15 protein-coding genes are annotated in these 22,913 nt (G+C 42.7%); 2 read left to right on the top strand and 13 right to left on the bottom strand.

The window, feature by feature from the left end:
* Window positions 1-1,467, top strand: a complete 1,467-nt coding sequence (locus ACFOHL_RS08615; RefSeq protein ID WP_376919817.1) for a cryptochrome/deoxyribodipyrimidine photo-lyase family protein — start codon at window positions 1-3, stop codon at window positions 1,465-1,467.
* Window positions 1,468-1,529: 62 nt separating this feature from the next.
* On the opposite strand, the gene ACFOHL_RS08610 is transcribed toward ACFOHL_RS08615, so the two are convergent.
* Window positions 1,530-1,880 (bottom strand): hypothetical protein, encoded by a 351-nt coding sequence (locus tag ACFOHL_RS08610; RefSeq protein ID WP_376919816.1) that lies wholly within the window; start codon window positions 1,878-1,880, stop codon window positions 1,530-1,532.
* Window positions 1,881-2,024: 144 nt separating this feature from the next.
* Between ACFOHL_RS08610 and fabA the strand changes: the two genes are divergently transcribed.
* Window positions 2,025-2,543, top strand: a complete 519-nt coding sequence (fabA, locus tag ACFOHL_RS08605) for a bifunctional 3-hydroxydecanoyl-ACP dehydratase/trans-2-decenoyl-ACP isomerase (RefSeq protein ID WP_376919815.1) — start codon at window positions 2,025-2,027, stop codon at window positions 2,541-2,543.
* Between the two features lie 125 nt (window positions 2,544-2,668).
* Here fabA and rmf read toward each other — a convergent pair whose 3' ends face one another.
* From rmf to ACFOHL_RS08545, 12 genes are all read right to left on the bottom strand, one after another.
* The gene (rmf, locus tag ACFOHL_RS08600; protein ID WP_376919814.1) at window positions 2,669-2,845 is read right to left on the bottom strand and encodes a ribosome modulation factor; all 177 of its coding nucleotides are present in this window, start codon (window positions 2,843-2,845) and stop codon (window positions 2,669-2,671) included.
* A 482-nt stretch (window positions 2,846-3,327) separates the two neighbouring features.
* A complete protein-coding gene (locus ACFOHL_RS08595) occupies window positions 3,328-5,070 on the bottom strand; it encodes a DUF3466 family protein (RefSeq protein ID WP_376919813.1) in 1,743 nt (580 codons plus the stop codon).
* 12 nt (window positions 5,071-5,082) lie between these two features.
* Complete coding sequence (uup, locus tag ACFOHL_RS08590; protein WP_376919812.1) at window positions 5,083-7,002, bottom strand: ATP-binding cassette ATPase Uup; 1,920 nt, start codon at window positions 7,000-7,002, stop codon at window positions 5,083-5,085.
* Window positions 6,999-7,229, bottom strand: coding sequence for a glutaredoxin family protein (locus ACFOHL_RS08585; protein ID WP_376919811.1), 231 nt, complete (start codon window positions 7,227-7,229; stop codon window positions 6,999-7,001). The genes uup and ACFOHL_RS08585 overlap by 4 nt, the downstream gene beginning before the upstream one ends.
* Window positions 7,226-9,364 carry a bifunctional 23S rRNA (guanine(2069)-N(7))-methyltransferase RlmK/23S rRNA (guanine(2445)-N(2))-methyltransferase RlmL gene (rlmKL, locus tag ACFOHL_RS08580; protein ID WP_376919810.1) on the bottom strand — a complete coding sequence of 713 codons (2,139 nt, stop codon included), beginning with the start codon at window positions 9,362-9,364 and terminating at the stop codon, window positions 7,226-7,228. Before rlmKL ends, ACFOHL_RS08585 begins: the two co-directional genes overlap by 4 nt.
* Window positions 9,357-10,361, bottom strand: coding sequence for a quinone-dependent dihydroorotate dehydrogenase (gene pyrD, locus ACFOHL_RS08575; RefSeq protein ID WP_376919809.1), 1,005 nt, complete (start codon window positions 10,359-10,361; stop codon window positions 9,357-9,359). The genes rlmKL and pyrD overlap by 8 nt, the downstream gene beginning before the upstream one ends.
* 58 nt (window positions 10,362-10,419) lie before the next feature.
* Window positions 10,420-15,258, bottom strand: a complete 4,839-nt coding sequence (locus ACFOHL_RS08570) for an NAD-glutamate dehydrogenase (RefSeq protein ID WP_376919808.1) — start codon at window positions 15,256-15,258, stop codon at window positions 10,420-10,422.
* A 184-nt stretch (window positions 15,259-15,442) separates the two neighbouring features.
* Window positions 15,443-17,761: an efflux RND transporter permease subunit gene (locus tag ACFOHL_RS08565; RefSeq protein WP_376919807.1), complete on the bottom strand. Its 2,319-nt coding sequence runs from the start codon at window positions 17,759-17,761 to the stop codon at window positions 15,443-15,445.
* 1 nt (window position 17,762) lies between these two features.
* On the bottom strand, window positions 17,763-18,806 hold the full coding sequence (locus ACFOHL_RS08560) for a WD40/YVTN/BNR-like repeat-containing protein (protein ID WP_376919806.1): 1,044 nt from the start codon (window positions 18,804-18,806) through the stop codon (window positions 17,763-17,765).
* 285 nt (window positions 18,807-19,091) lie between these two features.
* Entirely contained in the window at window positions 19,092-20,456 is a 1,365-nt protein-coding gene (locus ACFOHL_RS08555) for a DUF1329 domain-containing protein (RefSeq protein ID WP_376919805.1), read from the bottom strand.
* A gap of 10 nt (window positions 20,457-20,466) precedes the next feature.
* The gene (locus tag ACFOHL_RS08550; RefSeq protein ID WP_376919804.1) at window positions 20,467-22,542 is read right to left on the bottom strand and encodes a DUF1302 domain-containing protein; all 2,076 of its coding nucleotides are present in this window, start codon (window positions 22,540-22,542) and stop codon (window positions 20,467-20,469) included.
* Between the two features lie 142 nt (window positions 22,543-22,684).
* Complete coding sequence (locus ACFOHL_RS08545) at window positions 22,685-22,909, bottom strand: DUF2835 family protein (protein WP_376919803.1); 225 nt, start codon at window positions 22,907-22,909, stop codon at window positions 22,685-22,687.
* Window positions 22,910-22,913 lie beyond the last annotated feature (4 nt).

Below are 22,913 nucleotides of genomic sequence, written 5' to 3'. Positions count from 1 at the left end.
ATGGCATTTTCGGTAGTGTGGCTAAAGCGGGATTTGCGTTTGCGTGATCACGATGCCCTTATTCAGGCAGCGAAACAGGATTTACCCCTAGCCCTTGTATATATCGTCGAACCCATTTTGCTTGCAGATCCACATATGGATCTGCGTCATTGGCGCTTTATTTGGGAATCCATTCTTGACTTAAATACCCAGCTCAAACCCTACGGCACTGAAGTGACAGTACTACACGGAACAGCAGAAGTCGTGTTTGAGCAATTGCGCTCCATTGGTATGACGCATCTATTTTCTCATCAAGAAATTGGTCTTGACACAACTTACCAGCGTGACCTGAAGATACAGTCATGGGCAACAAGCAATCAGGTGATATGGCAAGAATTGCCGTATGCTTGTGTTCACCGTCCGCTCTTCAACCGAAAGGACTGGAAACAGCGTTGGAAAAAACGCATCAGTGCAAGTATTGCAGATCCAGACCTAAGCAATATTCGATATTTAGACTTGGGGAATTTCTCAAGCCATTTGTCTACTTTTCAATTTGAGGCGCCCGCCTCTTGGCAACAAGCCAAAGCAAGCTTTCAAAAAGGTGGTGAATGCCGAGCGTGGCAAACACTTCACAGTTTTTTTAATGGGCGAGGTAAAAAATATTTTGGCAATATTGGCAATCCTCAAGAGGCGCGAGAAGCCTGTTCAAGGCTGTCTCCATATCTGGCATGGGGGAATATCAGTTTAAAACAAGTATGGCAATTTAGCCGTAAATACGCAGCTCAAAAAACGTGGAGGCGCTCATTGTCTGCTTTTCAGTCAAGGCTCTCTTGGCATTGTCACTTTATCCAAAAGTTTGAGAGCGAATCTGCCATGGAACACCGTCCGGTAAACAGAGCCTACTTACAATATCAATACGCAGAAAATACCAGCGAAAAACAAACCCAACTAGAGGCGTGGAAGCAAGGCAAAACGGGTTTTCCACTTATCGATGCCTGTATGCGTGCGCTGATAAATACGGGATATATAAATTTTAGAATGCGGGCAATGCTCGTCAGTTTTTTGTGTCATCATCTCGACATTGATTGGCGAGAAGGCGTGATTTATTTGGGCAGTCAGTTCTTAGACTTTGAACCAGGGATTCACTATCCTCAGTTTCAAATGCAAGCCGGTGTGACCGGTACTAATATCATCCGCTTGTACAACCCGATAAAGCAATCTCAAGAAAAAGATCCGGAGGGCGTATTTATTAGGAAATGGCTTCCTGAGCTAAATGCCCTGCCCAACCACTACATTCACACCCCTTGGTTAATGCCGCCAATTGATGCATGTATAATCGATTTTGCAATCGGAAAGGACTACCCTTTGCCCATCGTTGATATTGAACAGACTGCAAAACTGGCAAGAGAAAAACTGTGGTCATTTAGAGAACGCCAAGATGTAAAAGTCGAAGCAAAACGCATATTACATAGACATTCCACTAGTTAGCCATTGCCCTTAACCACAGCATCAAGGTCACCTACAACTGATGGGACATGGATGCTTGATTCTTAGCTTTTTGTTTTATTATTGCGTCCTGACTTCGCACTATCACTTTCTTTGCTTCCACCTAGAGCGCTTGTATCGGGAATACTTCGCCTCAATCGCCTACGCTTATCCTCATCTTGGATCCACTTATTTAAAAAACGAATTTGCCCATTTCTATAGGCAGCATGAGTTATGCGTAACGAGTTGGAGAGGATTTCACTGTCTGTCCAACCTGTTTTTTCAGCGATAAGTTGGTAATCTTCTTGTGCCTCGCGGCTGATATAGCCTCTCACCATTTTTTTGCCTAATGCTTTTTGCTTCTCTCTAAATCGCTTTTGTTTTTCGGCATTAGCTTGCAGTTTTTTATTTGGCATTCTGGTACAAAGCTTCATCTCTAGGATTAATTGGCGCATTTTAAAACGAATTGACGATTTATTTAAAGAAAATTACTGTTCGGAGTTGTCTAGCGTACAACTGTACGCTAGATTACGGCTCAAATTTTTATTAAAGAACTAAAGATGACTGAGAAAAAGAATAGTTTTAGCCGAGACGATTTATTGGCCTGTAGCGCTGGAGATCTATTTGGGCCTGGAAACAGCCAGTTACCGGCACCGAATATGTTAATGATGGATAGAATCACTGCTATCTATGAAGAAGGTGGCGAAAACGACAAGGGCTACATTGAAGCTGAATTGGATATCACACCCGATCTGTGGTTTTTTGATTGTCATTTCCCCGGCGACCCTGTAATGCCTGGTTGCTTAGGTCTAGATGCGATGTGGCAGCTTGTGGGATTTTTTCTTGGTTGGTCTGGTGGCCCAGGAAAAGGTCGTGCACTAGGTGTCGGTGAAGTCAAATTTACGGGGCAAATATTGCCAAGCGCTAAAAAAGTTACTTACCGCATAGACTTTAAACGCGTTATTAAACGCAAGTTATACATGGGCTTGGCTGATGGCAGTGTTGCCGTTGACGGAAGAGTTATATACACCGCAAAAGACTTAAAAGTTGGCTTGTTCCAAGATACCTCTTATTTTTAAGTTAGTTTATGCTTGGGTAAAAAAAAGCCCCTGATCGTATTATCAAGGGCTTGTATACCAAGGCTGAGCTTTTAATATACGTAGCCAGCGCTAGTTACTCTCAAATCCAGGACTAAAATGAAAGGTCACTTATAAGATAATCCAAGTTGCCGGTCAGACAGCGCTTCTCGCCATCCACCTAGCCACTGAGAGCGAGCGTCTGAGGTCTGAAACGGACATATATCTTTTGAACGACCGTTTATACCCGCTTGATATCCTTTTGCATGTGCTCTACTCAACTTATCTCTTTTCTGTCTTTTCATCGTTGGCCTCTCTTGGTTATTTGATGTTGTTTCTTTGAATAAACAATTTACTCCAAAAAATTAACTCGTAATACTTGCTGTAATATACATCGGTGGTATTAAGTAGCCCGTACTCTGCACAAGCACCTAGTGTACTTACTGAGCTACCATTAAATTTTGTTAAGGTAAGTATTATAGATACGCTTGTCGTCTCAAATGTGCAAGAGCTGTAAGGTATATATATTTATCATTAAAGATAACTTGCTGAAATTTATACACTTATGCACTACATTTTTTTTGACTAAAAAATATTTTTTTATCGAATAATGTTATTACGATTTATTGAACTTTGCAGTGCAAGGTTTCTGCTAGGGGAAAATTGATGTAAGAATAAATGACTCTGAGGGATAAGTGATTTTCAAAACAATGTTCAGAGGTGCTGAGGCGATGCGTAATGGATTTTGATAACGCATCGCCTCTACCCTATATAATTAAGGAGGCTATCAACTAAATTTTAAGCGTCTATATAACGCAATTATTAGTAACGGTAATACAAGCCAAAAAGTTATTGATGCACCTTGCCGCTCCCTAAAACCGTTATCGGTCTCTCCGCAGTCGGCGGGCGGGTTACCCGTTGGATTCAATTTAACGCTGATGACCGTATCGAACATCCGTTCTTCCCCTGCGTCATCTAACTGTACGACACCCCGGGGGTTTTTAAATGGCAAACTCACAAATGCATCTGCCAATATTTCATTGTTATCATTGATATCAGTCGCAGAAATGATTTTATAAGGCGAATCACATGGCAACAAATCATTTAAGTTGGTAAAGGTATCTGAGTTTATGTCATACATGAATCCAACTCGAGGACGATTTTGTGCTGTCACGTTCTCATTTGATTCAGCATCGCCCACAACAATATTGTTGTTATTCATGGCACGGGGATAAGTCGCCGAGCCAAGGAAAAAGCCTTGCACAACTCTATTTTCATTCGTGTTGCGATCAAAAACAAACATTTTGTTTCTTAAAGCATTATTTACCCGCTGCGCAACAAAGCCCACGATAAAATTGTTGTCGTTGATCTGTGTGGCGTAACTCGGTAAAAATTCATCATCGTCTACCAAGCGCGTGGTTACCCCATTTTCAAAAACCGCAGCTACTTGAGGTAAGGCGTTTTCATCTACAAGTACGGTAGAAAAGCCAACCATTGTGCCTGCATTGTTAATATCTAGGCCTCGGGTGTAATTGAAAGCACTAAACTCGTCAGGCTCATGGAGTGAATCGTAAACCTGAGTAGAGAGTAAATTACCTTCAGCATCCAATTGCCATATCGTTGGACGTAATTCTAAACTCGTTGCTCGCGTTTCACCTGACTGCGGTCCATATAAAGCAGCTGCATCTGGAATATAGTCTGACGAAAAATCAAGCTGGTTAAAGATCGAGAAAACGCAGGCTTCAACAGGCACATCTGCGCGTTGTTCATCATCGTTACAAATAGTCAGGCGTTCTTGTATTACATCGTTGGTGCCAATTGAACTGACCCCCGCCACCTGAAAGTTTTCGTTTATTTGATAAGCTTCGCTGTAACCGCCAGCTTCTATGTTTGGCGGTAGCAAAGCCGTAACATTATCACCAACTTGGACAAAGCCACGTTGTAAAAAATCGTTAATGACAAAAATCTGGTCTTCGCCATTTTCATCGACATAGTCAAGTCTGAAAAACGGTGCAGGCATATTACCAACAATATGGGAGCCAAACACAGAATCAGTTATACGCGTGTCCAAGGCAAAGGTGAAGCCGGCTGTTCCCTCTGTCTCTTGGTCAAAACCGAAAATGTAACTGGTGTCTGTGCCGTCAGTTTTATAGGCAAGTTCTGACGCTAATTTTTGAAAGCGAGCATCTGCAGGAAACTGCACCGATGCGCGCCCTAAGGTTGCCGCCGCCCCGCGCAGTCGTTCAACGACGACTTGGTAATCGAAGTCATTGAAATTTCCTTGTGCAGCCTCATCGGGGTCACTTAAAGGCGCACCGTTCAAATCCAAAATGCTTAAATCAATAGGAGGATTGAATGCATCACGCGCGGTAATTAACATCAAACCGGTGTTGTCAATTGAAGCCGCAAAATATTCTTGAGATATAGTATCAAAGGGAAGCGTTTGTACTTCATAACTTGCTGCTTCTGCATTGTTTATGGCGCCTACCAAGGCGAGTAAAAGTGCACTTACAATAGGGGTTCTTTTCATCAATAATCCTGCTTACTGCGCGTTATTATTTTTATCTTCTAGTGTTTGCCAACGCTCAAACGCGATATCCAGTTTTTCTTCAAACTGAGCTAACTGTTCCAGCTTACTTTGCGTGTGCTCAACACTTTTTTGGAAAAACTCTGGAAGGTTAATCTCTTCTTGAAGCTCTGCTATAACTGTTTCTAAGCCTTCAATTTCTTGAGGTAGCGCCTTTAGTTCTCGGGCTTCCATATAGGATAACTTTCCATTTTTGCTGTTTGTCTGAGTTTTTGGTGATTTATCTTTCTTTTGGTTTTCTTCTTTAACTGCATCGTTCACTGAGTCTGTTTTCTCTTGCTCAGCGTACCATTGCTCCATATCGGCGTACCCGCCGACGAACTGGCGAATAGTACCATTGTTTTCAAAAGACAAACAGCTTGTTACCACGTTGTCGATGAATACACGATCATGACTAACCAAAAGTAAAGTGCCTTCATAGTCCACCAACAAAGATTCAAGCAACTCGAGAGTTTCGACATCCAAATCATTTGTTGGTTCATCCAATATCAATAGATTGTTAGGCTTGAGCATCAATTTGGCAAGCATCAGCCTGTTTTTTTCACCGCCCGACAGTGCTTTGACTGGCACGTTCGCTCGTTCAGGCGTAAACAAGTAGTCTTGAAGGTAGCTGATCACATGTCGATTGTGTCCATTGACCACTAAATCTCGTTTGCCATCTGCAACGGTATCAATCACTGTTTTTTCTAAGTCAAGCTGGCTTCGGTGTTGATCAAAGTAAGCCACTTCGATATTTGTACCGCGGAGTATTTCGCCTGAATCTGGCGTCAATTCGTCAAGCAAAAGCTTAATAAAAGTGGTTTTCCCCGAGCCATTGGAGCCAATTAATGCAAGCTTGTCACCTCGGCTAATGAGCAAATCTAAGTCTTGCACTATCACTTTGTCACCAAAACGATAATTTATTCCACTTAGTTCAAAAATGCGTTTACCAGAGCGAGAGGTATTGTTGGCTTTTATCACAGCAGAGCCTGTTAAATTTCTGCGTGCCTTAAATTCATTTCTAAGTGCCTTGAGCGCTCTTACTCGGCCTTCATTTCTGGTCCTACGTGCTTTTATTCCTTGTCGAATCCAGACCTCTTCTTGAGCCAGCTTTTTATCAAAGGCTTTGTTTTGTTCTGCCTCTACATCGAGGTCATGCGCTTTTCTAACAAGGTAGTCATCATAATGCGTATCGTAAGAACAGACTTTGCCTCGGTCAATATCAAGAATACGTGTAGAAACTCGCTTGATGAAAGCACGATCGTGGCTAATAAATACAACTGCTCCTTGAAAAGCACTCACGGTTTCTTCAAGCCATTTCACCGTCTCAATATCTAAATGGTTAGTCGGTTCGTCCAACAGTAAGATATCTGGCGCTTGTACCATTGCCCTTGCAAGCGCTGCCTTGCGTCGCCAGCCACCAGACAGCGCAGCCAAGCTCGACTGTGGTTCAAGTCCAAACTGGGTGAGCAACTGATGTATTACTTGCTCTAAACTCCATGCATTTTTACTTTCGAGTTGATCTTGTAAGGCTTGAAGTTTATTTAGGTGCTTTTCAGAAGGGTCTTCAGCTATCAATACCGTTAATTTATTATAATCTTTGAGGAGTTGCGCATTGTCTTTAAGCCCCTCTGCAACATAATCGAATATACTGACATCCGTGCGTTGTGGTGGGTCTTGAGACAAACGAGATATCACAAGTTCTCGACTGGTGAGCAATTGACCATCGTCAAGTTTAATATCCCCACTCAATACCTTCAATAAGGTAGATTTTCCGCTACCGTTGCGACCCAAAATACACAAGCGCTCACCTTCGTGAAGGGTAAAATTTGCGGCGTCCAATAAGGGGGGCTGACCAAAAATGATAGAGCCATTAATAACTTGCACTAAACTCATTGTAAGAAGGTCTTTAATTGTTCGAGGTCGAAGGGCCAAGCAAGCTCATCGAGGGTGTCATGTCGTTTTATTACGGGTATGCGGGCACCATATAAGTGGTAAAGGTCAACGCACTCTCTTACGTTTTTTTCATCTATGTCGAGTTCATCTATGCGCAGTGTGTTTAGTAAAGACTTAGCCTGATCGCAAAGTCCGCAATGCGGCCCAGTAAATAGTGTTAGTTTCATGTACTTAATATCCAGCAATGGTGTATTTTAGGATTCCGCGAAAAATCTTCTGGGATAGTTGTTGATGTGACATTCTCAATTTTAAAGCCAAGCTCACGTATAGCGTCTTCATCTAAGCTAAAACTGCGCAAGTTATTGCTAAAAAATACTTTAGCATTTGGTTTTAAAATCGCCTTAACCTGACCGATAAGCTCGACATGGTCGCGTTGCACGTCCCAGGTGTTTTGCATACGTTTTGAATTTGAAAACGATGGTGGATCCAGAAACACTCTATCGTAACGACAATGTACTTTATTTGCTGCCTGCTTGACCCAGTCCACACAATTAGCCTGTTCAAATACACTTGCACATCGGAGCTTGTTGAGAGTAAAGTTATCTTTAGCCCACTGTAAATAAGTATTAGACATGTCTACAGACGTAACAGAGCGAGCCCCCGCAATGGCGGCGTGAACCGAAACACTGCCTGTGTAACAAAATAAATTCAGAACGTCCATGCCTTGACACATTGATGCGAACATTTGCCTTGTTTCCCGATGATCAAGAAACAAACCAACATCCAAATATTCCTTTGGATTGATCCAAAATTTTGCACCGTATTCATGTACAGTGAAACGCGCATCTAACTTGTTCTTGAGGTTTCGTTCCTGGCTCGACACCTTTTCATATTGACTGCTACCAATTTGGCGCTTACGCGTTTTTACGACCAATTTACTGGGCAGGATATCAAGTAGTTTGGGAAGATGGAGTATGGCGTGTTGCAAACGCTCATTGGCCACTTTTTCTGGCACCGACTTAGGCGCTTGGTATTCTTGCAAAATCACCCAATCGGCATATACATCTATAGCAAAGTTGTAATGGGGTAAATCTGCATCATAAATGCGATAGGCATCTGTATGGCCTTTTTTAATGAACTTATTTAGCTTTTTTAGGTTTTTGTTGATGCGATTAGTAAACTCACTGCTTTGCTCATGTGCGGTGAACATTTCTAGATTTGCGCCGTTCAATTCGTACAACGCCAACTGGCATTCAAGTTTGCCATTAAACAGCTGATAGCGCTTGTGCGCTCTTAATTTTAGCGCTTTTAACAAGTTTTGCTCACTGCATAGTAATGCCATATGCCAGTTTGCGAAATGTTTTCTTAGATGCTCACCATACTCGTCATACAATGGCAACATGCTGGCAAATTCCCCTAAACGTTCGCCGTATGGAGGATTCGATACAATAAATCCTGAATTCGCTGGCGGACGTATTTGCAAGGCATCGACTTGTTTAAACTCTATGTAATCGAGAACTTGAGCGCGACGGGCGTTATCAATGGCTTTTTCGAGCACCAGATTGCTGACATCAGACGCATATATAGGCATACTCGGCTCACGAATTTGCTCTGCTGCCTTACCTTCGATCGCTTGCCAGGTACGCAATTTATGCCCCAAATAAAAGTCAAAGCCCCACATGTCGCGGTGCATATTTGGCGGAATATTCGCTGCCATCATAGCAGCCTCTATTGCGATCGTGCCTGAGCCACACATCGGATCAAGTAATGCCTGATTGCCATCAGCTTGCCAGTTACTGCGTTGCAACATCGCCACCGCGACGTTCTCTTTTAAGGGCGCTTCACCCGTTTCTAAACGATAACCACGTTGGTGTAAGCTGGCGCCACTAAAATCCAAACAAATATCCGCTTTGTCACGAAATACCCTGACTTGAAACTTAATGTAAGCATTGCTTTTATCCACAGACGGTCTAGTCTGCTGCTCTTCAAGAAAGTGATCGACGACAGCATCTTTTACTTTTTGCGCAATAAATTGGGTGTTGCGCAAGGCTTTATTGGTACCTCGCGCACTGATAGCGAACGACGTATCACTTGCAAACACTTGCGTCCAGGTAATGGAGCGTGCTAATGCGTATAGCTCATCCGCTGTATTTGCTTTTCCTGACGCTAATACCAGTAATACACGATTTGCCAAGCGGCTTTGTAAGCACAGTACATAAGCAGCATGCAAGTCTGCAGATATTCGACATTGCCCTGGTTTGAGCTTGATATCGCTCGCGGACAAGCCACTGCACAAGGTGAGAATTTCTTGTTTGAGCAGTTCTTCAAGACCTGCTGAACTTGTCGCAATAATGTCAGGCATTCGCTAACTCTTTAATTAGTTTTGGTCCTTGGTAAATAAATGACGAGTATACTTGCAGTAAATTGGCACCTGCTGCTAAGCGAGCTCGCGCATCCTCAACGTTGCTAATACCCCCTACTCCAACAATTGGCAAACGTCCATTTAATACGTTAGCCAAGGTTTGTGTGACTTGCAGGCTTTTATTACACAACACAGCCCCACTTAATCCCCCCATTTCGTTTGCGTGAACGTGTCCCTCTACTGCCTGTCTATCTAAGGTTGTATTCGTCGCGATCACGCCGTCCATCTCTGTGGCTAACAACTGTTCAGCAATTTGTGTCAGGGCAAGTTCGTCATTGTCTGGCGCTATTTTTACCAACAATGGCACGTATTTCCCAGTTAATTGGTGTTGTTTGATTTGCGCATCTTTTAAACCACCGAGCAAGCGGGCTAAAGCTTCACCAAACTGCAGGTTTCTTAAGCCCGGCGTGTTGGGAGAAGAAATGTTAATAGTGATATAAGACGCGTGTTCGTAAACTTTGTTTAAACAAATGAGATAGTCATCTAGTGCATTTTCTTCTGGCGTGGTTTTGTTTTTCCCAATATTGATACCCAGAATACCCTTAAAACGACTGGCTTTTACTTGCTCAACTAAGTAGTCGACCCCTTTATTGTTAAATCCCATGCGATTGATTATCGCCTGATGCTCGGGTAAACGAAATAAACGCGGCTTATCGTTGCCGGCTTGAGGCTTGGGTGTCACAGTGCCAACTTCAATAAACCCAAAGCCCATTGCAGCAAATGCGTCGATACATTCCGCGTTTTTATCGAGACCGGCTGCCAAGCCAATTGCATTAGGGAAAGTTAAACCGAAACACTCGACAGGTTTACTCTGAATATCTTGCGTATAAGCCTGTCTAAGAAAATTGTGCTGAGAGCCTCGTAAAAAAGCCAGAGAAAAATCATGACTCCACTCGGGGTCACAATGCAATAAAGTTTTTTGAACTAGTGAATACACGTTTATCTCATAAAAAAGCCCTGCAATGCAGGGCTACGTTTGCAATTGGAGCCGTATTTTAATGGTTCGCGCTAATACTTAACAGCATCAATTCGCGCAAAGCGACAGAAAATTTGGCAAATTCATGGTTATCGGCAGTTTTAAACTCCGACATCATGTGATGCCACCTGTCCAATTTGGGTTTGTTGTCAGCTATCCAGGCAGCCAAAATATCGTCTGCATTTTTCTTTTTATCACAAGAATTCAAGATAACGATGGTCAATGCCCGTTGTTGCCAATCTAACTCTTCCCTGTAAGACGCGCGTGCGAGCGCCTGCCAATGATTGGATACGGGTTGATTGTTGATTTGTTGTAAAAACCAATGCAGTTCAAACTTGTTACCCAATTGAAAATAAATCCGCGCAAGTAAGTCAACCTCGACAGACTCTTCTTCCGCCACTTGTGCTAGGTCGAGACAAGAGAATAAGTTACTTAAAGATGCAATCCGCAAAGCATCAGACTCACTCAAATGGTTATTCATCAAACTTTGTTTGCGCTTCTCTACTTCTTGTATCTCTTCTTCCACCAAGTAAGTACAAAGATTTGCACTCATTGTCTCAAAAGCCTGGCGATATTTAACAATGGCTTGTTCGATGTCGAGGTCTTTTTCTCCGTGACGAATAAACCAACGGCAGCCACGACGAAGCGCGCGTCGCATATCATCCAGAACCGTTAGTTGAACTTGTGCGTCCATCACATTGTCGAGCTGTTCAACACAAGACCATAATTCGCCCATTTGGAACACGCCCTTCACGACAGAGAAAGCGTGAACAATTTGCGCGACATCAGCGCCCGTTTCTTCCTTGATTCGATATACAAAATTTAAGCCCATATCGTTGACAATTTCATTCGCTAGCTTGGTAGCAATGATTTCGCCTCTCAAGGGGTGCTTTTGCATTTGTGCACTGAACTTCTCGCGAAGCACCTCAGGAAAGGCAAGATTTAAATGTCGAGTATAGAAAGGATTTTGCGTAATCTCGGCAATGTTAAACTGCTCTTTTAGGACCATTTTCCCATAGGCAATCAGTACCGATAATTCTGGACGTGTTAGGCCTTGTCCCGTTACTACGCGCTCTGAAATTTCATCATCACTGGGTATGAACTCCAGCTCTCGATTTAGCGCTCCTTCCCTCTCTAAGCCATGAATAAATCGCAACTGCTCTTTGATTTGTTTAACGCCACCGAGTTCTGAAATAGAAATCGACTGTGTTTGGCGATAACAGTCTTCTAAGACGATTTGGGCAACATCGTCGGTCATGTCGTATAAAAGCTTATTTCGTTGCTTAAGCGTCAACTCACCATCGTTTACCAGCGTATTGAGTAAAATCTTGATGTTTACTTCGTTATCAGAACAGTCTACGCCACCCACATTGTCGATAAAATCGGTGTTAACTCGTCCACCACTGGCGGCGTATTCAATTCTACCCAACTGTGTTAAACCTAAGTTGCCTCCCTCACCTACAATCTTTGCCTGTACATCGCGGCCGTTGACTCTCAGGTTGTCATTAGCGCGATCACCCACATCTGCGTGAGATTCTTTGGCGCTTTTTATATAGGTGCCAATGCCGCCATTCCATATGAGATCGACAGGCATTTTTAAGATGGCATGGATCAACTCATTCGGTGTCATCGTAGCTTGACGCGTGCCCAGACATTTTTTCATTTCGGGACTTAGCTTTATCGATTTTTCACTGCGTTTGAAAATGCCGCCACCCTTTGATATTAACGTGCGATCATAGTCATCCCAAGACAAAGAGGGATCATCAAATAAGCGCTGGCGTTCTTTATAGGTGGTTTTGGGATCAGGGCTTGGATCAAAGAAAATGTGTAAATGATTAAAAGCCGACACAATACGCGTATGCTTTGATAGCAACATACCGTTGCCAAAGACATCGCCGGCCATGTCACCGATGGCGACACAAGTAAAGGGGGTGCTTTGGCAATCAATCCCCATCTCTCTAAAGTGACGTTTAACCGATTCCCATGCGCCACGCGCTGTGATCCCCATTTTTTTGTGGTCGTAACCAACACTTCCACCAGAAGCAAAGGCATCACCCAACCAAAAATTAAACTCATCAGATATGCCATTCGCGATATCTGAAAATGTGGCAGTTCCCTTGTCTGCTGCAACAACAAGGTATGGATCGTCTTCATCCAATCGGACAACATTTTCTGGCGGAATTATTTTACCTTCTACAATGTTGTCTGTGATATCCAGCAAACTACGAATGAAGATTTTGTAGCAAGCCTGCCCCTCTTGCTGCATAGCTGCGCGATCGGCATCTTCGGGCATTCGTTTACATACAAAACCTCCTTTTGCGCCTACCGGCACAATCACTGTATTCTTAACCTGCTGCGCCTTGACCAAACCTAAAATTTCGGTTCTAAAGTCTTCCATGCGATCTGACCAACGCAAACCGCCACGAGCTACCTTGCCTCCTCTTAAATGAACACCTTCGATACGCGGTGAGTAAACAAATATCTCATACTTGGGTAAAGGCAAAGGCATTTCAGGAATGCGCTCAGGTAGCAACTTAAACGATATATACGCTTTACTTTTACCCTCGCCATCTGGCTGATAAAAGTTTGTTCGAAGGGTAGCTTTAATCAAATCTAAATAGCGACGTATAATGCGGTCGTCATCTAAATTTGATACGCCATCTAAGGACGCTAATATTGATTTTTCAGCACTTTCTAGGGACTTAGCATTCCGTTTTAATCCAGGATTAAAGGTAGCATCAAACAAATGGATAAGTGCTTTGGCAATCTCTGGATAACTTGCCATTGTATTGGCGATATAGTCAATACTGAAAGACGCACCGATTTGGCGCATATATTTGGCATAGGCACGCACAATGGTTACCATCCGCCCTGTAATGCTTGCGCCCAATATCAATCGGTTAAAGGCATCATCTTCAAGCTCTGCTTCCCAAACTTGAGCAAATGCGTCTTGAAATAAGGCTTGCGCTTTCTCCATGTCGAAGTTACTGCCGCGTTTGTGCAACATCGTGAAGTCCATTACCCAGTTCACCGCGCCATCATCACTTGTCACTTTGTATGGACTCTCATCAATGACGCGTAAACCGAAGTTTTCGAGCATCGGCAACACATCAGACAAATGTATCGGTTCGTGGCGATGATAAAGCTTGAGCTTAACTACGTCACTTTCCTTACCTTCTTCTTGTGGGCGATAAAATAAAATGTCCAAACAATTTTGATCGCACAAAGCATCGATGCGCTGCAAATCTACCAATGCAGCACTAGGTAAGTTATGTTCAGCGTAACTATGTGAAAAAGCATTGGCGTACTTTTGCTGGATTCGTTTGCCGTTTTCTTCACCATATGCTGCGACGATTTTAGCGTTTAACTTGTCTTGCCAAGTTTTGGTTAATTCGATGATATTGTTTTCTATTTCGTTCACATCGAACTCCATATTATTGTTATCGACACGCGCTATGTAATGTGTTCGGGCATACACCGATTCAGAAAAGTATGTGGTAAACTCAATCGCTCCTTTTGCCTTAAACGAGCGCTTTAGCAAGGCTTGAGTATCGCGACGAAGTTGCGTGTTATAACGTTCTCTTGGCACATACACCATACAAGAGAAAAAACGACCAAAGGCATCTTTGCGCACAAACAAACGGCTCATGCCACGCTCTTGCATCTGAAAAATACCCTTGATGATGCTAGATAGCTCTTCATCGGGAGTTTGAATGAGTTCATCTCTGGGGTAGGTTTCAATGATATTGATGAAGGCTTTATAGGCATGCGTGCCTTTTTCAAAACCTGAAATTTCACACATACGGCTGATTTTTTCTTTCAACATCGGTAAATCAGCAGCGCTGCTATTGTAGAACGCAGCAGAATACAAACCGAGAAAACGATGTTCGCCACAGACATCTCCACTGTCATCAAACTCTTTTATGCCAATGTAGTCCATATACGCTGGTCGATGTACTTTTGAATGAGAGCTTGTTTTTGTCAAAATAAGTGGATTACTAGACAAGGTCTCGTCTCTGGCACTTGCCGGTAAGTTCGATAGCAAGCGCACTCTATCGCTGATAGAGTTTTTCATCAAACCCAAGCTAGTGTCATTGGCGGGGATCCATTGATGATCCCCTTCTACGGCTTTGACGTCGTAGTAACGATAAGCCATTAAAGTAAAATTATGGTCATTTAGCCAATCAAGAAAAGTTTTGCCCTGTGCTTTGACTGCTTTTGTTGCTTTACTCTTTGATTTATCAAAGCGTTTAGTGACTTCTGCAAGTTTATCGCGCATCGGATGCCAATCACTTACCGTGAGTGAGACATCATTAACAACCGAATCTAATTCTAAGGTAAGGGCTTCGATATCCTCTTCACGTGATTGACGGTCAATTTCGATAAAAAAGACCGTTTCGGACACATCACTGTCCTTGCGCGATAGTGTATCGGAAAAAGCAAGGACGTGATTGTTTTCGTCGCGGCTAATATGCATAGGTGCGTGGAGCATAATGTGCGAGGTAATATTCAAGCGATTGATTGCCATCCGCACAGAGTCAACCAAAAACGGCATATCATCAACAATCAATTCGATAATAGTGTGAGGCGATTGCCAACCATGCTTGGCAATTTCTGGGTTAAATACGCGTATAATGGATTGATTGGGCTGTTTGTCTTGCAACTTTTGCCACAAACTCAGTATGGCACCATATAAATTGCTGTCACTGCGACCATGAAGATCGTCTAATGACATGTTTTTTACCAGTTCTAGTCCAAACTCTTCAACTAAGCCCGCGTGCTCTGGTTTAACTTTTTTGTGTATAAGTGAAAAGACCTGCTCTAACAGTACCGAATTTTTTTGCTTGGTCACCGTCATATTTTGTCCCAATGTTGTATGTAGTTAGTGTATTAACTAGTATTTTTACTAGTACTAAATATAGCCTTGTATCGTACATTTTGCTAAAAATATTAGGGAATTAGGAGTTTTAATATGATAAATATGAAAATCGAAGGAATAGATTGAAGTCTTCGAAAGACAGCTATCGAAGACCCCAAAAAAGTTAGGCCTTGTTTTTTTTATGCCACAATAAACGAGCAATAGCGGGCAGTACAATTATTGCGCCTAACATATTCACGACAAACATGAATGTGAGCAAAATCCCCATATCCACTTGAAATTTTAAGCTCGAAAACACCCATGTGCTAACGCCAATAGCCAATGTAACGCCTGTGAATAAGACCGCACTACCTCTTTCTTTAAGCGCTTCGTAGTAGGCATCTTGCACGCCAATCCCCTGCTTTAGTTTGCTGTTCATTGTCGACAATATGTAAATGCCGTAGTCAACGCCAATACCGACTCCCAGTGCAATAACGGGAAGTGTGGAAACAGTCAAACCAATTTCCAGATGAGTCATCAAAGCTTGCGCTAATATTGAGACAACATAAAGAGGAATGACTACTGCCAAGGTTGCTTTTACAGAGCGAAAACTAAGCAAACACAAAACAATAACAGCGCTAAAAACATACAACAGCATGGGCGTTTGTGAGGACGCGACTGCTTCATTTGTTGCTGCCATAACACCCACTGGGCCTGATGCTAAACGAAACACAATATCTTCACTAGCATACTGATTTGCGTTTGCTTTTACCGCGTCAACAACAGTACTGATGGTTTCTGCCTTGTGATCTTCCATAAACAGAATAACGGGCATCGCTGAACAATCCCCATTGAGTAAACCCGAAGAGGTCGGTACTCGAGACACTGCTTGTACCAAAGTTGATTGATTTCTCGGCAAAACTTGCCACTTGGGGTTACCTTCATTGTATCCAGCGTTAACCTTTTTGGCGACAGAGGCTAGAGAGATAGCAGACTGCACCCCAGGAACGTTCTCCATTCTCCACTGAAAATCATCAATAGCTCGCATGACTGAATGGCTTGTGCAGGCTTCAGATTCTGCTTCCACAATGACTGAAATATAATCGACAGTGATTGCATAGCGTTCAGTGATCAAAAAGGTATCTTGATTGTAACGAGAGTCACTGTGAAGCGCAGGAGCCCCTGCGTGTAAGTCACCAATTTTTAATTGTTGTGCCTGTATGAAGCCAAAAACAAATAAAACTACCGTCAATCCAACAATGATTGGTGAATAACGTTTACCAGCAAAACCCGCAACAAACTTCCAAAACTTGCCGCCATGAGACTTTTCTAAATAATGGCGTTTGTTTTTCTCTGAAAGACTCACATAAGACATCAATATGGGGAGTAAGAGTAAATTAGTTAAAATGATAACCGCTACGCCCATCGAAGCAGTAATTGCTAATTCTCTGATAATACCAATGTCTATGACCAGTAAAGTCATAAAACCAATGGTGTCTGACAACAAAGCTATGCCCCCGGGAATTAGCAAACTATTGAAAGCGCGTTGAGCGGCTTTTTTAACTGACATGCCCTGCGCAGCGCGTTTACCCACGGCGTTTATCATTTGAACGCCATGGCTCACGCCAATAGCAAATACCAAAAATGGAACGAGTATTGACATCGGATCGATGCCAAAACCAAACAGGGTTAACAAACCCAGTTGCCAAACGACAGCCACTATCGAACAGGCAATCGGTAGTATGGTTAAAACAACAGAACGACAAAAGAAGAATACCATAATGGCGGTAATACCAATGGCTATCGCAAAAAACAGCAAGACATCTTTTGCACCACTCGCCACATCGCCGATCATTTTGGCAAAGCCAATGATATGAATGCTTATTGCGTCTGATTCAAACATGCCCCGAAGTTGAGATTCCAACTCATTTGCGATACTTAGTGTATCAAGCGCCTTCCCCGTCTCAGGATCAATATCTAGCAGTTGGGCAGTAACCATTGCGCATGAAAAATCACTCGCAACTTGCCTTCCAACGATACCCGCTTTGTCGATGTTCTTTTTAACCAAAGCTAAGGCCGCAGGATCAGAAGCATTAAAATCAGCCGGTATAACAGGCCCACCTGAAAACCCGCCTTCGACAATTTCAGTAAACCTCGTCGAAGGGGAAAACAAAGATACGACTAAAGAGCGATTTACCCCATTAATAAAAAACAATTGGTCATGCACGCCTTTTAGCGTTTCAAAAAATTCCTGATTAAAAATATCTGAATCAGTATCGCAGACACTCACTAAGACGTTATTCGCGCCGCCGAAATTTTCTTTGTATTGAATATACGTGCGCATATACTCGTGCTTAAGGGGTATATTTTTGGTGAACCCCGCATCTAGTTTTAGTTGCGTTGCCTGATAAGTAAAAAACACCGTTGCAAGCGCAAATATCAAAAACAGTGCGTTGCGGTACTGAAATACAATTCGCTCACTCTTGTCAATAAACTTGTTCATATTATAAGGATACCGCGATTTGTTTTAGGCCATTTGCTGTCACTAAGGTAAGTATATTTTTTTCGTATATTCCGTCGCTAATCGACGATGAAATATCATTATCAATAAAGCTAATCGCGCTATGTGGAACACATGCTTGCGTCTGTGATTGTGGAGTTTGCGCTACATTTTCTAATTTACTCGCATCAATGTGCAGCACCACCCCATTATTCCCAACGGCGTATGCGCCATTACTTGCAGGGACGATGGCGTTCAAAGAAGTCGTCACGCAAGTGTTTAAAGATGACCAAGGCGAATTGTTGTTTCTGACAAATACATGCCCACGTAAGCCAATGGCAATTTGCAGCTCATGTGAAAGTTCAATAAAGTCGAAAAATGAACCAAAATAGTCGATACGCAAGCGCTGCCATGTGTGGCCCTTGTCAAGACTTTCAGCGAGTAGTCCCGCCTCACCCGCAATAAGCAGTTTGTCACCTTTTTTACGAATACGATTAAAGTGCGGCAAAATGTAGGACAGTTCCTCTCGATAAAAGGCGGGGTCGTCCTTGATACTTTCTAAATATTCAATATCCTCGTCATTTAGCACTGAGGCATGTAATTCAGCTTGCCAAGTCTCTCCACCATCAAGTGTACGATAAAACAATCCATATGCACCAACAGCCAGTCCCTCGGAAGCTGACAAAAATAATACGTCTAAAAACGGACGGTCTAACTCAGGATTGTTATAGACTAGTTGCCATGAATCGCCGCTATTTTCTGATCGCAAAATACTGGCATCATGTCCAACCACATAAAAATCATTCTCGATATGCTCAATTGCGGTTAACAAGCTGCGAGTAGGAACAGGCACTTGCTTGATTGATTCAATATCGTCGAGTTCAAATTTTAATATATGTCCTCGTTCTCCCACGGCAATGGCAAAATCGCTTTTAGCAATATCTAACAATAGTGATTTTTTTACTAGTGGCGCCATATAGGCTTGCTGACCATAGCTAAAACAACTAGAAAAAATCAATGTGCAAACGATGAGAAACTTTTTTATCACGTGTACTCTAATAGTTGTATTCGCTTTGTTTTCCTTTGGTTTCGAACAGCAAAAAGGTCGTCTAGAGGGTTTAGATGAGAACTCATACAGATATCCGCCCTTTTCTAGCCTTTTTGTTTTTGTGTCAAACACACCAAGGGTAACATGCGTTGTTGATTTATCTTGGTGACACCGCTTATGTCACAGTTTATGTAGTCGAAAATTATGTAATCGAAAAATTCATCGTTTTAACACGACTACACTACAAATAAAAACGGCTGGCAAGGCCAGCCGTTTTTATGTCGACTATCGCTTGCCTTCGCGTCTTAGCGCCTGAGGAGTAAAGTCTCGATCACTGGGTTTAACAGTAAAATCGTACACTCGCTCTTCGTTATCCAGCCCTAATGCCAAGTATCGACGCGAATTCAAATCGTGATACACGTCCATAGTAGACCAATGCGTCGGCACGTCATAGTAGTTTATGCCATATGCCAATGCCACTCTGTACAATTCACCACGATTGTCATACATATCGGCCACATGAACTTGCCAACTGTCTTCGTCGATGTAGAACACGCGTTTTTGATAAATGTGCCTAAACTCGTCTTTTAACGTAGCTTCGACCACCCAAACACGGTGTTTTTCATACCGAGTGAGGTCGGGATTAATATGCCCCGTTTGCAAGATCTCTTCATACTTCACTTTATCGCTATGTAATTTATAACTGTTGTAAGCAATGAACAGTTCTTTTTTACCTTTAAGCTCCCAGTTATATCGATTTGGGGAACCATTAAACATATCAAAGTCGTCAGTTGTTCTCAGCCCATCAGCTGCTGTACCGGGCGCGTCATAAGCTATATTTGGTGCCCTGCGAACACGGCGTTGCCCTGTATTATATGTCCATGCTTGACGAGGCTCTTTAATTTGGTCAACCGTTTCGTGCACTAAAAGCGCTGTACCTGCTAATCTGGCAGGACTAGTAACGGATTGTTTGAATTTAAACAACACATTCTCTTCGAGCAAACGATCAGGTGTCATATCGTTTTCTGAATATTTTAATAACAAAATTTCATCAAAACCGATAACATTATAGTCCCCGCCGGCAGTTACGGCTGCCTGACCTCCATTGCGCTGAACAGCAGAGCCACGATATCTTAAGGTATGGTTCCAAATAGCTTCGAGTCCAGATTTAGGAATAGGAAAAGGTATACCAATTGCGGCGCCTTTAATACCATTACCACCATCTAATAACTCGGCATTCTGTGCGTTTTTCTTCGTCGCATCATAGATAAATTGCGGGTTAGAAGCAGTTCTTCGGGTTTGATAAATTGGCATACGGAAACTATCTGGATAGGCTGCAAATAGTGCCTTTTGCCCGTCACTTAACAGCTCACTATAATCACTATAATTACTCGCCGTTATCGTAAATAAAGGTTTATCTTCTGGAAAAGGATCAGGGTGAAAATCACCCACTTTAAATCCTGCTGGCACTTCAGTAATCCCGCCGTTCCAAGCAGGGATACTGCCATCAACATTGGCGGCTTTTTCTGCACCTAAAGGCGTTAATTCGTTACCGAGCTTTTCAAGTTCAGCGTCTGTTACTTTTGCAAATGACGATGCTGTGCATACAAAAGCAATACTGGCTGCTAACAGCCCTAATTTTTTAATCATATTAACGTCCTTAAATTGCGTACTTAATATTGAACGATAAGAAGTCTCTATCCGCCAATCTATTGGTAGTACCTAAACCACCCCAGAAAGAGCTGTATGATGCAGTGAACGACCACCGGTTCAAATAGTCAAACGTAAATGACAAATTGCTCGATTTTCTATCTTCTAAAAATAGAAACAAAGGATCAGGGGTTGTACCGTCTACGTCGTGAGAAAAGGTCGCACGCGCTCGCAAGTTTACGCCTGAAAATACATTGTTAAAATCTGCTACGGCCAACATGCGATAACCCCAAGCAGAGTCAGTTGGAAATGGATTGGTCTCTGGACCGTCAGATAAGCCAATATGCAAACCTTGCCTAAAGTTTGGCGGGTTACTGCCTGGGACAGGCTCAAGAGAAGGCGTTCTATCAGTACCTGGCGCATTCAAGCGAATTAACTCAGGATCAGGGAAATCTTCAATTTGCACGTATCCGGCTTCACCCAACAGGATAAAATTATCTGTCCCTAAGACTGGACCAAACACATGAGAAGCCGTCATTTGCAATTGCAAGGTATCAGATAATAAAAAGCCCTCGGCGGTTTCTCCCGGCCCCACTCCGCGACCGATGTTGTTTAGTTGAGATATCCCTGCTAAATCGGGGCGAATACCCGCGTTGGCTAATTGCTCAGGCATACCCTGATAAAGCAATTCAACATCATCTATTTGCAGGGGTTCATCTACGCGGTAGGCAACTTCGCCAGCTAAAGCCGTTTCGCCAATATTGGTATTAAAACTTACGCCGTATAACTTAATGTCTTCTGGGTAAGTGAAGCGAGCTTCGGTAAAGGCTTGTAAATCAGTTAAGGTATCTCTTGTTACGCCTTGTGTAACAAGCATATTTAAGTCTCGAGCAATACCTTGTTGAGTAAAATCTGAAGTAATACCCGATATCAAAGGTCGCTGACTATGATAATTGATATGGTAAAAGCCAAACTCCGTCTCGTTTAGGTTCTCGGCAAACCACCCCAGTTTTACACCGTACTGACCAGAATCACTCGCCTCTTCGTGAGCAGCGTCACTTTTTGCTCTAACGGCAACCTTTGTTGGATAAGCCAAATAAGCCTCTGCAGCCTGAGCCTGAGAAAGCTGACCGGCAGCTACCGCCTGTCCCAAGCCATTCAATTGAGTAATCAATACCTCCGCGTCAATATCAGGATTACCCGTGAAGCCCAATTGCACATTGTTAAATGAGCCTCCTTCGCCAGCAAAATCATTGGCGGCAAAATAACTGCCCGCAACCGGCAGCAGTGAACGCTCATATTCATACTGGTAGTATGCTGACAAGCTGATAGTGTCAGTAAAACCGATATCGGCAAACAACATACCTACAGGAATAAAGACTTCCTTCAATTCTGCACCTGGTGCACGTGCACGCGTTACATCTACAGGATTTGTAGTGTTAATACCGTGCTGAATAAACGTACTTTCTCCCCAAGAAACAACTTGATCCCCTAAGCGGATACTGATGGGGATATCGCCAGCATAAAAATCCGCGTAGACGAAAAAGTCTAACAATCGGATATCTCGACAGAGTTCATCGCGCGCTTCGCTGTCTCGACAGGGATCAACAGTGTTGCCTGTGATTGGATTTTGCCAATCTCTGTCTCCGTCCGTCAGTTCAAAATCATAAAAATAAAAGCCCCTGGCGAATAGTCCAAAGTCGCCGTAGCGTAAATCTAATTCATGTAATCCAACAACTTGAGTAGAAAACGCCTCGCCTGGGTCATAACTCAAATTCCCCAAGTCACCATTTGTTGAATAGGCACCGGTGCCTTGTGCCCAAACATCCGCTGATGGATATATCACATTGGTTGCGGCGTTGTACCCAGTCCAATTGAACTGTGCACCATTGCTATTGCCAATTAAACGTTGATCTCTGTCTTCAACTCTTATACTTGTTGCAAGTGTAAACGTCGAGTCTAAGGTAATTTCTAGGTCGCCAAAATTCCAATTTGCGGCATTTGAACTAAAGGATGAAGCTGCCAAGATGGCGGCTACCCCGGTTGCTACTGTCGTTTTATTAAATGCACGAGGCTTTTTTGACATGCGTTTACTCTCTCCAATCTAAGCGATACTACTCATTAGTGTAGACACAAGTTCATAATTAACAAAAATATTACATTAATTTTGTATAATCTCAAGAACTAATCGTACCAGTTGAATGCTCAATATATTAAATCATTGTTTTTTATGCATTTTTCTCAATTGATTTAAAGCTGTTATTTTGGTCAACCTCGAGTGTAAATACGCCATGGATACCAGAAGGGCTTAAAAACCGAAGGATGTGTTTTTTCAATAATTGAATGCGTTTGCCATTTAAATCTTCGACTACAATATACTTAATATCAACATTGTATAATTCCTGACACTTAGCGTAAGGCATATTAATATTGAAGGTATAACGTTTATTCATTTCA

Origin of the sequence: Agaribacter flavus (genome assembly GCF_042646125.1) — a bacterium.
Taxonomy (GTDB): domain Bacteria; phylum Pseudomonadota; class Gammaproteobacteria; order Enterobacterales; family Alteromonadaceae; genus Glaciecola; species Glaciecola flavus.
This window is presented reverse-complemented; position numbering and strand designations above follow the sequence as displayed.

What these genes read in the sequence shown, in the direction of transcription:
- ACFOHL_RS08555 (WP_376919805.1), bottom strand. Translation starts at nt 20,456, where the DNA reads ATGATTAAAAAATTAGGGCTGTTAGCAGCCAGTATTGCTTTTGTATGC.
- uup (WP_376919812.1), bottom strand. Translation starts at nt 7,002, where the DNA reads ATGAGTTTAGTGCAAGTTATTAATGGCTCTATCATTTTTGGTCAGCCC.
- ACFOHL_RS08570 (WP_376919808.1), bottom strand. Translation starts at nt 15,258, where the DNA reads ATGACGGTGACCAAGCAAAAAAATTCGGTACTGTTAGAGCAGGTCTTT.
- ACFOHL_RS08615 (WP_376919817.1), top strand. Translation starts at nt 1, where the DNA reads ATGGCATTTTCGGTAGTGTGGCTAAAGCGGGATTTGCGTTTGCGTGAT.
- fabA (WP_376919815.1), top strand. Translation starts at nt 2,025, where the DNA reads ATGACTGAGAAAAAGAATAGTTTTAGCCGAGACGATTTATTGGCCTGT.
- ACFOHL_RS08565 (WP_376919807.1), bottom strand. Translation starts at nt 17,761, where the DNA reads ATGAACAAGTTTATTGACAAGAGTGAGCGAATTGTATTTCAGTACCGC.
- ACFOHL_RS08585 (WP_376919811.1), bottom strand. Translation starts at nt 7,229, where the DNA reads ATGAAACTAACACTATTTACTGGGCCGCATTGCGGACTTTGCGATCAG.
- ACFOHL_RS08550 (WP_376919804.1), bottom strand. Translation starts at nt 22,542, where the DNA reads ATGTCAAAAAAGCCTCGTGCATTTAATAAAACGACAGTAGCAACCGGG.
- rmf (WP_376919814.1), bottom strand. Translation starts at nt 2,845, where the DNA reads ATGAAAAGACAGAAAAGAGATAAGTTGAGTAGAGCACATGCAAAAGGA.
- rlmKL (WP_376919810.1), bottom strand. Translation starts at nt 9,364, where the DNA reads ATGCCTGACATTATTGCGACAAGTTCAGCAGGTCTTGAAGAACTGCTC.
- ACFOHL_RS08545 (WP_376919803.1), bottom strand. Translation starts at nt 22,909, where the DNA reads ATGAATAAACGTTATACCTTCAATATTAATATGCCTTACGCTAAGTGT.
- ACFOHL_RS08595 (WP_376919813.1), bottom strand. Translation starts at nt 5,070, where the DNA reads ATGAAAAGAACCCCTATTGTAAGTGCACTTTTACTCGCCTTGGTAGGC.
- ACFOHL_RS08610 (WP_376919816.1), bottom strand. Translation starts at nt 1,880, where the DNA reads ATGCCAAATAAAAAACTGCAAGCTAATGCCGAAAAACAAAAGCGATTT.